Below are 13,748 nucleotides of genomic sequence, written 5' to 3' on the forward strand. Positions count from 1 at the left end.
GAGGCTTCTACGCTAGATAGGGGGGACGAAATGTCCGCGAACGAGGTCTATCTTCCTCTGGTCTCGGGACCCGCGATGACTTGCTCCCACATCGGTGCAACGTTTTGCCATTGGTAAGGCCTCGCGATCTGGTGCGCTTCCCATCCCATGTCACGGCGCTCTTCGGCGGATGAGAGCATTCGTTTCAAGCCGGACACGAACTCTGTTTCGCTATCCACCAATAGTCCTGCGCGAGAATCTCGATACAGCGACTCGATCGCTGGTGAGCAGTTCATCACGACGCTTGGCAATCCTGCGGTCATTCCTTCGAGAACGCTCTGCGGGAACCCTTCGTAGTCGCTGGTCAGGACGAACAGATCCGCTTGTTGCCACTCCTTCCAAGCGTCGGTGGTCCAAGATTCCCATTGAATCGATTGAGGTGGGATGCTCGCGTCCGCCAGCGACTGCAGTCGCGATTTCTCAGGACCTTCGCCGACCAACTTGAGTCTCCAATCCGGATGGTGCGCCGCGAGTTGGGACCAAGCATGCAGAATTCGATCGATTCTCTTTTCGCGAGAGAATCGGCCCATGTAGAGGCAGGTGAAACGATTTCGCCTGGAGTGATTCTCGATCCAGTCCTTCTCGTCAAACAACGGCGCTTCGATCGCGGAGGGGATGGTGACGACCTTCTCGGGCGATTTGCGAAAGAGTGTGCGTTGGTAGTATTCCTTCAAATCGTCCGACTGCACGACGCACTGCGACGCCCGCGGATATTGGATCCTGCGGAATACCTCCCATAGGAACGAAAGCTTCTGCTTCCGCGGATCGCTCCGTTCAGAAATGATAACAGGGACGCTGCTGGCCCAGGCCGCCAGCGCGAGGATGTTGGTGGAGTCACAGAACGAGACGATTGCCTTCGGCCCCCAATCGCGTCCATCTTCATACAAGGCTCGGATGCGCTGCCAGTTTCCCAGTGGACCTCGCCACCAACCTCCGGTCGTCGAGACCAATCCCAGTCCTCGGCGTTCGATCCGATCATCCAACTGGTATCGGTCCTCCGATGCCGAAGACAGGGTAACCAGTCGGACATCCGACTTCTTCACCAGATGGTTTGCCAAGCAGGCCATCTGCCGCTCCGAGCCACCTCCCGCAAGTCCATGAATGACCAATTCGATACGGTCGGGTAGCGGTTTTTCCGAAAATGCGCTTTGGCTGGACAAGATCGACTCCGCGACTCCCGCGACACGTAGCTAAACTGGGAAGATGTCTTCATCCTACTCCAAAGTTCATCCAGCGTGCTTCGTATGCGAGTCCAATCGATGGAACCCCGATGCCGCGACCACTGGCGTCATTCGGTCTCGTTTTCCCGATGCGTTCGTGCATCGCTGCGCTCGGTGCGGTCAAGGAATGTTGCTCCCGCTTCCGGATGAAAAGGCCATTCAAAAAATATACGATTCCGCGGACTATGCGGAGTCGTATGACTCCGCGGGAGAAGCGTTTGCCATCAGCGGCCCCCATGTCTCGGAGCAACTCGCCCCTCGTTTCGACGCTCTCCATCGATTGCTCCCCCAACTGGGAAGAATGCTCGATGTCGGGGCGTCGCGGGGTTTCTTTCTCGCGGAAGCCAAACGGTTGGGTTGGGAGGTTCAAGGCATCGAGGCGAGCCCCGAATGCGCTTCCTTTGCCAAGGAGACCTTTGGCATTCCCATCCTCATCGAAAGCTTGGAATCGATACGACTTCCTGATAACTCGTACGACTGCATTCATCTCAGCCATGTTTTAGAGCATCTCCGCGAGCCCAAGCTCCGCGTTCAACAACTCATCGATGCTTTGAAGCCCGGCGGCGTTCTGGTTATCGAAGTTCCCTACGAGTTCGGCGATCTGTTTGATCGGGTCCGCCAGCTCTTTCTTCGTCAACCGAGGCCATCCAACTCCGTCCCATCGACCCATCTTCACTTCTTCACGCTCTCGTCTCTCACTCAATTGCTCGAGACGATGGGGTTGACGATCGAACAATCCTCAACCCCTCGTCGAAATCGATCCTTTGCCAGCCGATTGCCCTGTGGCAAGTGGATCAAATCGTCCGTTTACTACTGGGAATCTCGTTTGCACTTGGGACCTTTGATCGAAGTCTACGCTCGCAAGCCTCGATAAACATGCACTTGAAACTATCGCAACTCCCCGCAAAACCTTCGAACCTTCATCGTTTGATCCTCATCGGGGACATCGTCGGGAAACCAGGTGTCTCGATCGTATGCCAGTCCGTCCCATGGCTCCGGAGCGTTGGCCACATCGACTCGATTGTCGCCAATGCGGAAAACGCTGCGGACGGCGCTGGCCTTACCGTCAATCAGTACAAGAAATTGGTGGAGGCCGGTGTCGATGCCATCACCTTGGGCGATCACATTTACAAGAAGCGCGAGATCGCGACCGTTCTCACCACGGCGGGCAACATCGTCAAACCGGCGAATTTCCCTCCCGGTGCTCCGGGCCAGGAGTTCTGCACAATCCAGACCTCACTGGGGTTCTCGATCGGGATCGTCAGTCTATTAGGTCGCGTCTTCATGCGTCCGGTCGATTGTCCTTTCTTGGCGGCCGATCGCGTTTTGGAAAGGATGCCCGAGGATTGCCGCATTCGCCTCGTCGACTTTCATGGCGAGGCAACCAGTGACAAGCAAATCATCGCTCGGTATCTCGACGGTCGAGTGACCGCCGTCCTAGGGACCCATACGCACGTCCCTACGGCCGACGAGTCCATCCTGCCGGGTGGAACGGCGTTCCAGTGCGATGTCGGCATGACGGGCCCGTATGAGAGCATCCTGGGGCGATCCATCACCCCGGTTCTGAATACGACCCTGACCTTTGATCCCAACTCGTTCCATGTCGCGACCGAGGATGTGCGACTCTCAGGAACATGGGTCGATTGCGATCCTTCGACAGGGAAAGCGATCGCGATCGGTCGACTCGTTTTGCGTTCCTCGGATTTAGAAGGCTCTTAGGTCTATCTATATAGATTTAAACATATGTTGTATTAGTAGTAAGGGACGAGGATTTGTTCACAACCCAGGACTTGGATAACCTTCTCTAGCAAAAGGCTGGGTGGGATCCCGAATCGCTTGTGTGGACAACCTGTCGATGGAGCGAAAGAAAAAGAAGGTAGAGACGTTGATGAAATCGCGAGCTTTGAACATCGAAATTCGCGGTGTTGGTACTTGGAAATACGAGAGACATGGGGAAACAGGCAATCGACAACTTATCCACGAAAATAGAGGCGATCGCATTCGACATGGATGGGTTGTTGCTCAACACGGAGGACTTGTACGGCGAAGTGGGGGAGATCCTCATGGCGCGACGGGGAAGAATGTATCGGGAGGAAGTGCGGCAGCGGATGATTGGTCTTCCCGCTCCCCAAGCCTTTGGTGTGTTGATTGCGGCGGAGGGATTGCAGGAGACATGGCAAGCACTGCAGCGGGAAACGGATGAGATCTTCGAAGAACTTTTGCCGACGCGGTTGGCTTTGATGCCGGGTTTGGAGGAATTGCTCGACCATGTCGAATGCCAGAGGCTTCCAAGGTGTGTAGCCACCAGTTCGACGCGAAGTTTCGCGACGAGGGCGTTGACGCAAGTCGGCATTTTCGATCGATTTGACTTTGTGTTGACGGCAGCCGATGTCCCGAGAGGCAAACCCCATCCGGACATCTATGAGGAGGCGGCCAGGCGAATGGGAGTCGACGCGGGATCGATGTTGGTTTTGGAGGATAGTCCCACCGGGACGCGAGCGGGGGTTTCCGCGGGAGCTTACGTGGTATCGGTACCCAACGCGCATACCCAACACGGCCCGTTCGACGGAGCGCGATGGATCGCCGATACGTTGCGAGATGAACGAATACGAAGGTTGTTTGAAAAAAGGATAGTGGAAGCGTGATGAATGCCAAGCGAGTAGTGTTGGCCATGAGCGGAGGGGTCGACTCGAGTGTCGCTGCGAGTTTGCTATTGGAGCAAGGCTTTGAAGTGATTGGCGTGTTCATGCGACACGGCGAAAAGTCGAGCGAGGCGTGCGAATTGGAAGCGGGAAAGCCAAACCCGCTGTTACCGATCCTGCAGGGACGGTTGGACCACAAGCAAGGGTGTTGTTCCGCCAGCGACGCGGCCGATGCGAGGCGCGTGGCCGACCGCTTGGGAATCCCTTTCTACGCCTTGGATTTGGAAGAGGATTTCAAACGGATCGTCGATTACTTCATCGATGAATATCAGCATGGGAGGACTCCCAACCCGTGCGTGCAATGCAACAACTGGATCAAGTTCGGGCGGCTGTTCGATTACGCCGATGCCGCGGAAGCGCAGTACGTAGCGACTGGGCATTACGCCAGAATGGTGCAAGGGGAAACGGGTGAGTGGGAATTGCACCGCGGATTGGACAACGATAAAGACCAGGCTTATGTGCTAACCGGGATTCCTAAGGAGAACTTGTCGCGGATGCTCCTGCCCGTCGGTATCTATCACAAACCGGAAATACGAGAGATGGCGGCCAAGGTAGGTTTACGGGTCGCCGACAAGAAAGACAGCCAAGAGATTTGTTTCGTGACGAGCGGCCAGCACGCTCAGTTCATTAGGGACAAGACAGGAATTTCCGAGCCGGGAGAAATCGTCACCGAAAATGGACGCGTCGTCGGGACGCATGCGGGCATTGAGGGCTTTACCATCGGGCAGCGAAAGGGGATCGGCGTCGCGATGGGATCCCCATATTTTGTGACTTCGATCGATGCGGAGAAGCGACAAGTGGTGATCGGACCGCACGAGTCGTTGGGAAGGACGTCGTTAGTGGCGATCGATAGCAACTGGTTGACGGAAGATCTCCCCAGGGCGATTCCGTTCGAGGCTGAGGTGCAGATTCGATACAACTCCGAACCGCAACCAGCCATGGTCCAGCGACATAGCGATGGGAGTTTCGAAGTACGGTTTCACGATCCAACCTTTGGAGTCTCACCGGGGCAACTCGCAGCGGTTTTTCGAGGTAGCCGAGCGCTAGGCTGCGGTTGGATTCAATCGACACAACGGTGAACCGCGAAGGGTTACTCGAGAATGGGTGGATAGGCGACTCGTTGGCCTAACGCACTCGGAGAGCAATTTCCCGAAGGTGGTTGGCAGGTGTAGCCTGGGGGAGGATTACCGCTGATAAGCACCCACACGGATCCATTGCATTCAAAAACGCATTCGTAGGACGAAGAGGCGTTGTCGTCGTTATCGTCGTTTGCCTCTTGGCTCATGAAAGGTTCTTAGTCCGTTTGGAGAGGGGGAGTATCCAGCGTTCGCACAACGCGAAACGCAGTTTCAAGTAGAATTCTGTTTGTGGTGAAAGAGTTGATATGATCAGGCACAGGGCCCTTTCGGATGGAGTGGTATCCACCCTTGGTGTACAGTAGGACCTCGAACCTCTTGGCTTCCTCTTCGTTGGGATAGGCCCTGTGTTCGATACTGGTCGTACCGACAAGTTCACAAGGACTCAGCCTAGCGTTCATCACCCTCCCCGTTGGCGTAAAGTGTTTCAAAATGTCTGCTGAGTCCGCGAACCATTCCTCGTAGCCGCCATACCAGGATTCACAGATTGTGCTGCTTCGGGCCAAGCATTCCCATTCCGACAATGTCGGCAAGCGGTACTCGGAAGCCGGGTCGTCGATCCCTTCTAACGCGCTCAATCGCCGGCAGAATTGTTTCATATCATCGAATTTGGCTGACAGATAGGGCTCGTGTGCGCTACCCTCGTCGAAGCGGATTCCGAGTTCGGGGCGAACATTCGAATAGAGGTGAGTGGAGATCGCCTCCGAGCTAAAAGCCATCGTGTGGTCTAAGACTTTGAGGGTCAAAGGATCGTCGTGGGAATAGCGATCCTCCGACGAACATCCGTACCAAAAGACACGAGGGGCGCGAATGATCGCCATGCGTAAACCATGTTCGGTGTGGTACCAGTTCCTGGAGTCGACGATTTCTTCGAGCCACGGTGATTGATTGAGCCAATCAACTTTCGAACGATATCCCCACCGAATCAAGATCTCACGGCTCAATTCGTGCGCACCGGCTGAGGGGTGATGACCGTAGATGTCGGCCAATTGAGCGACGAGCAGCTCGAAGGTTTGGGTATCGATATCTTGTTTCGGGGTGTATGCCATGCAGGTAAGCATAGCGGTCGAGCGCCAATCATCGACTGCGTTTCGATATCGGTCGACAATCGTTTCGAGTTCGATACCCGAGTAGGGAAACGAACATAGGAAATAGGTGCGAGGGCGTATGTCGTTGCAGAATCCAAGGACTTCATCGACCCATTCCCAATCGTTGAGAATACATGCAGCCAAGGAAAGCCTGCCACACCATTTTGGATTCAGCTCTTCTGGAAGTGCTTCGGCTCGCGGCAAAGCCGCCCGAAACGGTTCCATCTCCTTTTGGATCGGTGCATCGAATCGTTCAGGATGGTTTCGTATCGCATCGAACACGTCGAGCAGTTCGCTTGTCCCGACGGATTGAAGCAAACGAAGGATCCGTGCTTCGTATTGACTCGATTGGTGCCAAAGCGAGAGGAGTCGAATTAACCGAGCGCGATGGGTTCCACTCGAGCTTTCCGAGAGGCTTTCAAAGAGGGTATCGGCAAGGCGAGGGTCGGCTCGTTCCAGCAGAAAAATCCAGTCATTTTCGCTTCCCCGCGTCAACGCTTGGTGAAAATTCTTCGAGGCGAAGTTCGAAAGGTCGACGGAGTTCGATTTAGATTCGTCTGGGGAAAGAATCGATTGGATAAACTGAACCTTCCAAGGCTCAGTCGCGGTGGACGGAGACGATGCCAGGAACGGTTCGAGCTGCTGTTTCGCAAAGGATGGGCTGCTCGCGTAGGATTGGTACCAAGACTTCAAGTGTTTCGGGTCCGAAGACACAAACCAATCGCGAAGTGACGATTCCATCGTCGGTAAGGCCTTGCCGGACAAACCCGTTTCGGTGCTCGAGAGATTAGCGAGAGGTTGAACATCGCTACCATTATCGTTTCGTGTCCAGGAGAAGATCCCGTAGATGACCCCGCCTACGAGGGCCAGGGATAGGGTTGCGATGGAAATCTGGACCAGGCCCTGTCGACCGCGATGGATCGGAACCTGCGAAGGATGGAAGGGAACTGATGGAACCAGAGAGATCGGTTCCCCCATCAACCAAGAGGAGAGGTCGTGAGACAACTCGTCTACGGAACGATAGCGATCGGCTGGATTTCTCGCCAAGCAGCGCGCGATGATGGTTTCGAGCGGGGGTGGAAGATCGGGACGAATCGACCGCGCCCAAGGAGCTTGTTGGTCTCGGATCAACGACGCGACCGTGATGGGATCCCCATCGAATGGGAGCTTCCCGGTCAGTCTTTCGAAGAGCATGACACCGATGCTGAAGATATCCGAGCGAACATCGACTAGGGAGGATATCCCAGAGGCTTGCTCGGGGCTCATGTAATGAGGCGTACCGATCCACTGACCATCGAGGGTTGCCGAGGTTGTGGAATGAAACGATTTGGCGACGCCGAAATCGAGAATGCGAACCTTGTACTCGTTCGAGTCGAAGGGATTCAGCGACGGGGCGGCCTCGTCCGATGGGGTTTCATCGTCGGAAGCGAGGAGGTCAGGTTCGAGGCTTCGGGCTTCGACCATGACGTTGGAAGGCTTGAGATCGCGGTGGATGACATTGGCTTGGTGGGCCGCGCGAACGCCTTGGAGCAAATCCAGAAAGAGTCGTACGACGGAAGCATCGTCGGGCAACACTTCGGAAGGGAGCTCGGAAAGCAGTCTTCCGCGAACCAACTCCGAAACGAGGTAAGGAATCCCTTGCCATTCCCCCACGTCAAAGATTCTTACGATATTGGGGTGGGATACCAAACTAGCCTTCGCAGCCTCCCGAGCATACGAGACGGCGATGGCGCGTTGGGAGTATCCCCCGGGCGTGTGGAGGAAGTCGATCGGGAGCTTGAGGGCTACCCGGCGGCGGATGGCGACGTCTTCCGCCTCGAAGACAAACCCGTGACTTCCTTTCCCCAATAATCGTAGAACCAAATAGCGATCAAAATGAGGAGGGAGGCGGGATGCGTCACCAACGGCCTCTTCGGGATTTTGATTGCGTTGTCGAGCGGACTCTGCGGTCCGATCACCTTCTTTGTCCGTCCAAGTCTCATCCGGGGCTGACGGATAAGGGGCGTTCGAACGTACGGTTTCTCGGAGTTCCCCGGGCTGGGGAGGGACATCCGAAGGACGATCGATGCGTTCGGTCTGTTCCAACCACTCCTGCTCGATCAGGATCAGCTCGCGAAGAATCCTCATCGAATACTCGGGCGATCCGAGCGAGGCGAATTCCTGCGGGTGGGGTCGTGACCCAAATCGGAAGTCCGCCTCAAATGCATCGCAGATCCGCTCGCGCTGCTCGAGGTAATCGAGAGCACGAAGGTCCGAAATGGAGCAGTCAAGTCGATTCAGTATGGAGTTTATCATTGGCCCTTTGAACGACACGTCGCACCGGAGAATAGAGACGGAAAACGGGTCATGCAACCATAAAAACCAAAGAAATCCTTAATTCCGACCACGCATTTTTATTATGAAAAAGAGTCGAATTTCGTGTCGTGAAACAAGGCTTCGCTACGGTTTGGGAGCAGGGTGGAAAAATCGTGTCCTCATTGGGAGGGCCTCCTATCATGGGCACTTCGCGATCCAGCTGGATTGCCGCAGGGGATGTCGACCTCCGCCCAGTCGTATTGAATCGCATCCAGCATCCAACTAAACTTCTAGCCCGTTGCCCAACCCATTCATTCTACTTGGCGTACCCTGGCCAAGGCATCCACTTCCCTCCACGCGTTGCATAGAAATCCCTCGTATGAATCATTCCGAAGGCGGGCAAGGTTCCGTGACGCGGTGGATTTCAGCGATGCGAATGGGGGATCCCGATGCAATCCGCAAGCTGGTCGAAAGATACTTTGGGCGGTTGAGAAAGCTTTCGGAAGCTCGCATCCGGCGGGGAAAACCGATCTACGAAGATGGGGAAGATATCGCCATCCAAGTCCTCACATCGGTGTGCCAGAAGGTAGAAAAGGGCCATTTTCCCGATCTTCAGAATCGAAATGACCTTTGGTATTTGATGATCTTCATCACCCATCGCATGGTGATCGATCGATGGCGATCCAGGAAAAACCTCAGTCATCATGTCCCTTTCACCGGGACTTTAGAGGATGCCCTCGAAACCATCGATCACGATCTGGATTCCTTTCTCTCGGAGGATTCCGAGTCCGATTTCCAGATCCTTGAGATCGTAGATTGCTGGCAAGGGATGATCCGCCAAATCAAAGACCCGATCGCCAAAGAGGTCGCCAAGCTCAAGCTCGAAGGACTCAGCAATAGAGAGATAGCCGACAAATTGGGGATCGTGCCGAGAACGGTGGAGCGCAAGTCGGAACTCATCGAGCAGCGATGGTCCGCATTGTACGAAACCATTGATCGAGACTAGTAGATCCCGTTTCCACCCCGCTTGCATTCTCCTACCCAAACCGCATAATGCTCCAATGATCAAACGTTCGTTTGATTGTTTATTTTGAAGCATGGGGGATCGATATGCGGGCAAAGCAACCTTGGCGAGGCTTTACGTTGGTGGAGCTCCTCGTCGTCATCGCCATCATCGGGATCCTGGTCGGACTCCTCCTACCAGCCGTTCAAGCGGCTCGCGAAGCAGCGAGGCGCATGCAGTGCCAGAACAATCTGAAGCAATTGAGCTTGGCCTCCCACAACCACGAAGCGGCCATGAAGGTTCTCCCGGCGGCTTATCGAGCGCAATCGATTGGCGGGGCTCCAGGCTACTTCGATCTTTGGGGGACTTTGGCCCTCCTCACCCCCTATCTCGAACAGTCCAACGTCTACAACGCGATCGATTTGCGACAGACGATGTACCAACTCGTCCCACCCTATGGAATCCAATCCCCGCTAGCGGTTCAAACACGTGTTCCCAGCTTCCTTTGCCCTTCCGATAAAGGGGAAGCGGTTTGCCGGGATGTATACGGCATCGTCGGTGATTTGGCCCCAACGAACTACTCGTTCTGCATGGGAACAGGCACGACGCGAGGGCGCACCGGTTGGCTCGGCTCACCGTGGGACGCCGACGGAACATTCTACGCCCAGTCTCGGACTCGAATCACCGACATCCACGATGGCTCGAGCAACACCATCGCTGCCTCCGAACGGATCCTCGGGGAAGGCCCCGAATCGACCGTGCTGAGCAATCGATCGGAACTGCGTCCCCAAACCATGTACGTAAATCCAGGGGCCGAGACATCCGTGGCTAACTGCCAATCGAGCCTCCGAGTGAACTTCAACCAACGCCGCATGTATACCTGGGTCGCAGGGGAACCTCGTTGCACCAGCTACAACCATTTCTATTCCCCAAACGATCGAAACAACGCCGACTGCGTGGCGAACTTCACAGGATCCGATCCTCTCACCCGCAGCTCCGCTCATGGTCTTTCGACGGCCCGCAGTCGCCACACCAGCGGCGTCAATGCATCCTACTGCGATGGAAGTGTTCGAATGGTCAGCGATTCGATCGAACTGGCGGTCTGGCAATCGCTCGCGACTCGCAGCGGAGGTGAGGTGATCCAGAGTGACAACTAACGAGACCCTTCACCACGACTCCCATCGTATTTTGAACGAGGCTGCAATTCGACAGTATCACGAAGAGGGGTACCTGACCTTAAAACAATTCTTTGCACCGGAGAAGATCGAAGAATTAGGAAAAGACGTCGATCGTGTCCTGGTCGAAAATCGGGCAATTCTCGATCCTCGCAATATGCGTGTTCGGTTCAAGCCTCATCATGCGACTGGCGCGAATCTTCTCGAGGTTCTCGATCCTATCGCTGATTTGTCGCCGGTGGCCAAGAGTTTGACCATGGACGATCGACTGCTCTCGGTTCTTTTCGATCTCTATGGTGAGCCTGCCGAACTTTTCAAAGACAAGTTGATCTACAAACCGCCCGGTGCACTAGGTGCATCTCTTCACCAAGACTGGATTGCATGGCCCGGATTTCCCACCACCTTCCTCACCGTGTTGGTGGCGATCGATCCTTTCACCGAGAAAAGCGGTGCAACCGAGGTATATCCACGAGGGCACTTGAACGGGACCTTATCACCGATGGACGGAAAACATCATGTGCTTTCCGAAGAGCAGATGGAGTGCGAACCGGTCTCATTGGTTTTGGATCCAGGAGATATCGCAATATTTGGTTGCATGGTGCCCCATCGTTCTTCCGCCAACACGAGCGACACATCACGACGCGGTTATTTCATCAGCTACAACGCTCGTTCCGATGGCGGCCAGCAGTACCCCAAACACTACCAAGAATTCCACTCCTGGATCCGCTCCAGAATCCCCACCGGACATGAAGACCGACTCTATTTCCAGTAGCAAGCTACCACTGCAGTTCGAATGGTTGACGTGGGGATGGCTGCCAATTGTCATCGGTGCGATGGCGATGACGGCAACGTACCCAGGTCGAACCCACGGGTTGGGAATGGTAACCGAACCACTTCTTCAGGATTTCCAACTCGACGATCCGGCAGGGCGAGTCTTCTTTGCATCGCTGAATTTCTGGGGGACAATACTGGGTGCATCTTTTTGCTTACCCATCGGATGGCTTCTCGATCGCGTCGATCGTCGTACGGTTTTGACACTTAACATGATCCTCCTCGGACTCGCCGTGATGTGGATGGCCACCGTCGAATCCTGGCAAGCACTTTTTATTGGCATCCTACTCTCGAGAGGCTTGGGTCAGAGCGCTTTGTCCGTCGTGAGTTTGAGTATCGTCGCGCGATCTTTTTCCAAGAAGCATTTGGGGATGGCGATGGCCCTCTACGCGGTGCTCGCGATGCCATTCCACTTGCTGCTGATCCAAGGGGTCGGGATCGCGCTCACCCAGTACGAGCTTCCTTGGAGATCGGTCTGGTCCTGCGTGGGGATCTCTCTATTGGTCCTATCGTTGAGCTCTCTTCTTCTAGGGGCAGACAAACATCGAGACGCCATCGAAGGACCGTCGTCGCCACTACGAGGAGCGAGTTTGAGGATGGCTTTGCAGACTCCCGCGTTTTGGATGTTTAGTTGCACGATCGCATTGTGGGGAATGATCTACAGCGGAGTGGCGCTTTTCAACGTGGATATCTTCCGAGAGCGGGGCTTCGACGAGAAGATCTACTTCCAAGTCCTCACTTGGATCAGCATCATCGCCGTCGCCTCGAAGTTTCTGTTCGGTTGGCTGGTCAACTATGTTTCGCTCTCGAAGCTTCTTGCCATTTCCCTTTTGGTAACGTCCCTCTCCCTTGTCGGTCTCCCCTGGGCGACGCACACCTGGCATGCGTTCTTGTATGGATCTGCGATTGGAATTGCATCCGGGGCCGTGGCATTGCTGTTCTTCGCCACTTGGGCGAAGCTGTTTGGACAGAGGGAGCTGGGAAAGATTCAGGGAATGGCGCAGATGCTGACCGTATTGGCATCCGCATCGGGCCCTCTGGTGTTTTCTTTTTCCAAACAGTGGACCTCTTCCTATACGATTGTTTTTCAGATACTTGCGGCGGTTATGTTTGTTCTGGCGATCGCCGCTTGGTTAACACCGATTCCCCAATTTGATGAGGCTGAACCGAAATGAGCTTGCTGACTGGGGCATTGCCCATTGTCGAAACCAAAGTCGCCCGATTTCACATCTCTCTCAATGTTTCCGATTTGGAGAAGTCCATCCGTTTCTACAGCATCCTTTTCGATCGGCAGCCAGACAAACGCCGCGACGACTATGCGAAGTTTGAACCGGATCATCCCCCATTGGTCGTGTCCTTGGAACCGAACGGTCGGTGTGGAGGTGGAACACTCAACCATTTAGGAATCCGCCTGCCAGATGCGCGTCAACTGGTCAGCGTGCAAGAGCGATTAGAACGAGCCGGTATCCGCTCGCAGCGCGAAGAAGGAGTCGAATGCTGCTATGCGCGACAGACCAAGTTTTGGGTGCAAGATCCAGATGGAACGCTCTGGGAGTTCTACACGCTCGATGAGGATGAACTCGACCATCGCGGGGCTGGACAATCTCTGGAGGTGATGACCAGCTCGACCCTTCCGGAGGAAGCGACCGTGTGGGAACACATGCTAGGGACTCCCATACCACTTCGGTCCGAAGCGTGCGAGAACAGCACCGACGAAGTTCGGTTGCGCGGGAGTCTCAATGTCCCGCTCGGGAAGGAAGAGAAGGATCGATTGTTAGAGGAAGCGATTCGGATGCTGAAGCCTGGAGGACGGCTTTTGATCCGCATCCTTTCCGGTGATCGCGAGCATCCTGCGCCGGAGCTGCCGGGCAAAGGTGCACCGGTTCGTTTCGTACCCGCGAAAGACGATGTCGTCGGGTGGATCGCCGGGAGCAAACTCGAAGGGATTCGATTGCTCAAGTATGACGATCCACCTTGCTTTCAATGCGATGGTGTCACGATGCGCGAGACGCATCTAGAAGCCTTCAAGCCGATTACCAAGGCTTAATCTTCCAGCCCAAGTAAAATCCAGCGAGGAAAATACTAAAGCCAACCACCGCAGGGTGTTTTCCCCCGTACTCTTTGATCGAGTCGCCGATCGATCCAACCATGGCCTCGAAATCGCCTGATTCCTCATTGTTGGAGTCGGACCGTGGAGGGTTCGGACGGGATTGAGATCGGGATTGTTCCCCTTTGGAAACGGATGTATTCGACATAGTT

At 55.0% G+C, this 13,748-nt stretch carries 13 protein-coding genes; 9 read left to right on the plus strand and 4 right to left on the minus strand.

The annotated features are described in order from the left end of the window. Positions 1–47 precede the first annotated feature (47 nt). Positions 48–1,199: a glycosyltransferase gene (locus VN12_RS13135; protein WP_146677266.1), complete on the minus strand. Its 1,152-nt coding sequence runs from the start codon at positions 1,197–1,199 to the stop codon at positions 48–50. A gap of 43 nt (positions 1,200–1,242) precedes the next feature. On the opposite strand from VN12_RS13135, the gene VN12_RS13140 reads away from it, so the two are divergent. The 4 genes from VN12_RS13140 (at position 1,243) to mnmA (ending at position 5,040) form a co-directional block, all read left to right on the plus strand. Next, a complete protein-coding gene (locus VN12_RS13140) occupies positions 1,243–2,133 on the plus strand; it encodes a class I SAM-dependent methyltransferase (protein ID WP_146677267.1) in 891 nt (296 codons plus the stop codon). Between the two features lie 2 nt (positions 2,134–2,135). Further along, complete coding sequence (locus tag VN12_RS13145; RefSeq protein WP_146677268.1) at positions 2,136–2,978, plus strand: YmdB family metallophosphoesterase; 843 nt, start codon at positions 2,136–2,138, stop codon at positions 2,976–2,978. Positions 2,979–3,208: 230 nt separating this feature from the next. Next, positions 3,209–3,904, plus strand: a complete 696-nt coding sequence (locus VN12_RS13150) for an HAD family hydrolase (RefSeq protein ID WP_146677269.1) — start codon at positions 3,209–3,211, stop codon at positions 3,902–3,904. Beyond that, on the plus strand, positions 3,904–5,040 hold the full coding sequence (gene mnmA, locus VN12_RS13155) for a tRNA 2-thiouridine(34) synthase MnmA (RefSeq protein WP_146677270.1): 1,137 nt from the start codon (positions 3,904–3,906) through the stop codon (positions 5,038–5,040). Before VN12_RS13150 ends, mnmA begins: the two co-directional genes overlap by 1 nt. An 11-nt stretch (positions 5,041–5,051) precedes the next feature. Here mnmA and VN12_RS13160 read toward each other — a convergent pair whose 3' ends face one another. Both VN12_RS13160 and VN12_RS13165 read right to left on the minus strand, forming a co-directional pair. Continuing rightward, positions 5,052–5,246, minus strand: a complete 195-nt coding sequence (locus VN12_RS13160; protein WP_146677271.1) for a hypothetical protein — start codon at positions 5,244–5,246, stop codon at positions 5,052–5,054. A 9-nt stretch (positions 5,247–5,255) separates the two neighbouring features. Beyond that, positions 5,256–8,480 (minus strand): serine/threonine-protein kinase, encoded by a 3,225-nt coding sequence (locus VN12_RS13165; protein ID WP_146677272.1) that lies wholly within the window; start codon positions 8,478–8,480, stop codon positions 5,256–5,258. Between the two features lie 379 nt (positions 8,481–8,859). On the opposite strand from VN12_RS13165, the gene VN12_RS13170 reads away from it, so the two are divergent. From VN12_RS13170 to VN12_RS13190, 5 genes are all read left to right on the plus strand, one after another. Continuing rightward, positions 8,860–9,486, plus strand: a complete 627-nt coding sequence (locus tag VN12_RS13170) for an ECF-type sigma factor (RefSeq protein WP_146677273.1) — start codon at positions 8,860–8,862, stop codon at positions 9,484–9,486. A gap of 104 nt (positions 9,487–9,590) precedes the next feature. After that, positions 9,591–10,640 (plus strand): DUF1559 domain-containing protein, encoded by a 1,050-nt coding sequence (locus VN12_RS13175; protein ID WP_146679914.1) that lies wholly within the window; start codon positions 9,591–9,593, stop codon positions 10,638–10,640. Beyond that, the gene (locus VN12_RS13180; protein ID WP_146677274.1) at positions 10,630–11,430 is read left to right on the plus strand and encodes a phytanoyl-CoA dioxygenase family protein; all 801 of its coding nucleotides are present in this window, start codon (positions 10,630–10,632) and stop codon (positions 11,428–11,430) included. Before VN12_RS13175 ends, VN12_RS13180 begins: the two co-directional genes overlap by 11 nt. Further along, positions 11,405–12,664, plus strand: coding sequence for an MFS transporter (locus VN12_RS13185; protein WP_168164388.1), 1,260 nt, complete (start codon positions 11,405–11,407; stop codon positions 12,662–12,664). The genes VN12_RS13180 and VN12_RS13185 overlap by 26 nt, the downstream gene beginning before the upstream one ends. Then, positions 12,661–13,536 (plus strand): ArsI/CadI family heavy metal resistance metalloenzyme, encoded by an 876-nt coding sequence (locus VN12_RS13190; RefSeq protein ID WP_146677276.1) that lies wholly within the window; start codon positions 12,661–12,663, stop codon positions 13,534–13,536. The genes VN12_RS13185 and VN12_RS13190 overlap by 4 nt, the downstream gene beginning before the upstream one ends. Here the strand turns inward: VN12_RS13190 and VN12_RS13195 are convergent. Further along, on the minus strand, positions 13,523–13,744 hold the full coding sequence (locus tag VN12_RS13195; RefSeq protein ID WP_146677277.1) for a hypothetical protein: 222 nt from the start codon (positions 13,742–13,744) through the stop codon (positions 13,523–13,525). The genes VN12_RS13190 and VN12_RS13195 overlap by 14 nt on opposite strands. Between the last annotated feature and the right edge of the window lie 4 nt (positions 13,745–13,748).

It is taken from the genome of Pirellula sp. SH-Sr6A (genome assembly GCF_001610875.1).
Taxonomy (GTDB): domain Bacteria; phylum Planctomycetota; class Planctomycetia; order Pirellulales; family Pirellulaceae; genus JBKCUI01.

Excerpts from the sequence above, each read along its gene's own strand:
- VN12_RS13140 (WP_146677267.1), top strand. The coding sequence starts at position 1,243 with ATGTCTTCATCCTACTCCAAAGTTCATCCAGCGTGCTTCGTATGCGAG.
- VN12_RS13145 (WP_146677268.1), top strand. The coding sequence starts at position 2,136 with ATGCACTTGAAACTATCGCAACTCCCCGCAAAACCTTCGAACCTTCAT.
- VN12_RS13150 (WP_146677269.1), top strand. The coding sequence starts at position 3,209 with ATGGGGAAACAGGCAATCGACAACTTATCCACGAAAATAGAGGCGATC.
- mnmA (WP_146677270.1), top strand. The coding sequence starts at position 3,904 with ATGAATGCCAAGCGAGTAGTGTTGGCCATGAGCGGAGGGGTCGACTCG.
- VN12_RS13160 (WP_146677271.1), bottom strand. The coding sequence starts at position 5,246 with ATGAGCCAAGAGGCAAACGACGATAACGACGACAACGCCTCTTCGTCC.
- VN12_RS13165 (WP_146677272.1), bottom strand. The coding sequence starts at position 8,480 with ATGATAAACTCCATACTGAATCGACTTGACTGCTCCATTTCGGACCTT.
- VN12_RS13170 (WP_146677273.1), top strand. The coding sequence starts at position 8,860 with ATGAATCATTCCGAAGGCGGGCAAGGTTCCGTGACGCGGTGGATTTCA.
- VN12_RS13175 (WP_146679914.1), top strand. The coding sequence starts at position 9,591 with ATGCGGGCAAAGCAACCTTGGCGAGGCTTTACGTTGGTGGAGCTCCTC.
- VN12_RS13185 (WP_168164388.1), top strand. The coding sequence starts at position 11,405 with ATGAAGACCGACTCTATTTCCAGTAGCAAGCTACCACTGCAGTTCGAA.
- VN12_RS13190 (WP_146677276.1), top strand. The coding sequence starts at position 12,661 with ATGAGCTTGCTGACTGGGGCATTGCCCATTGTCGAAACCAAAGTCGCC.
- VN12_RS13195 (WP_146677277.1), bottom strand. The coding sequence starts at position 13,744 with ATGTCGAATACATCCGTTTCCAAAGGGGAACAATCCCGATCTCAATCC.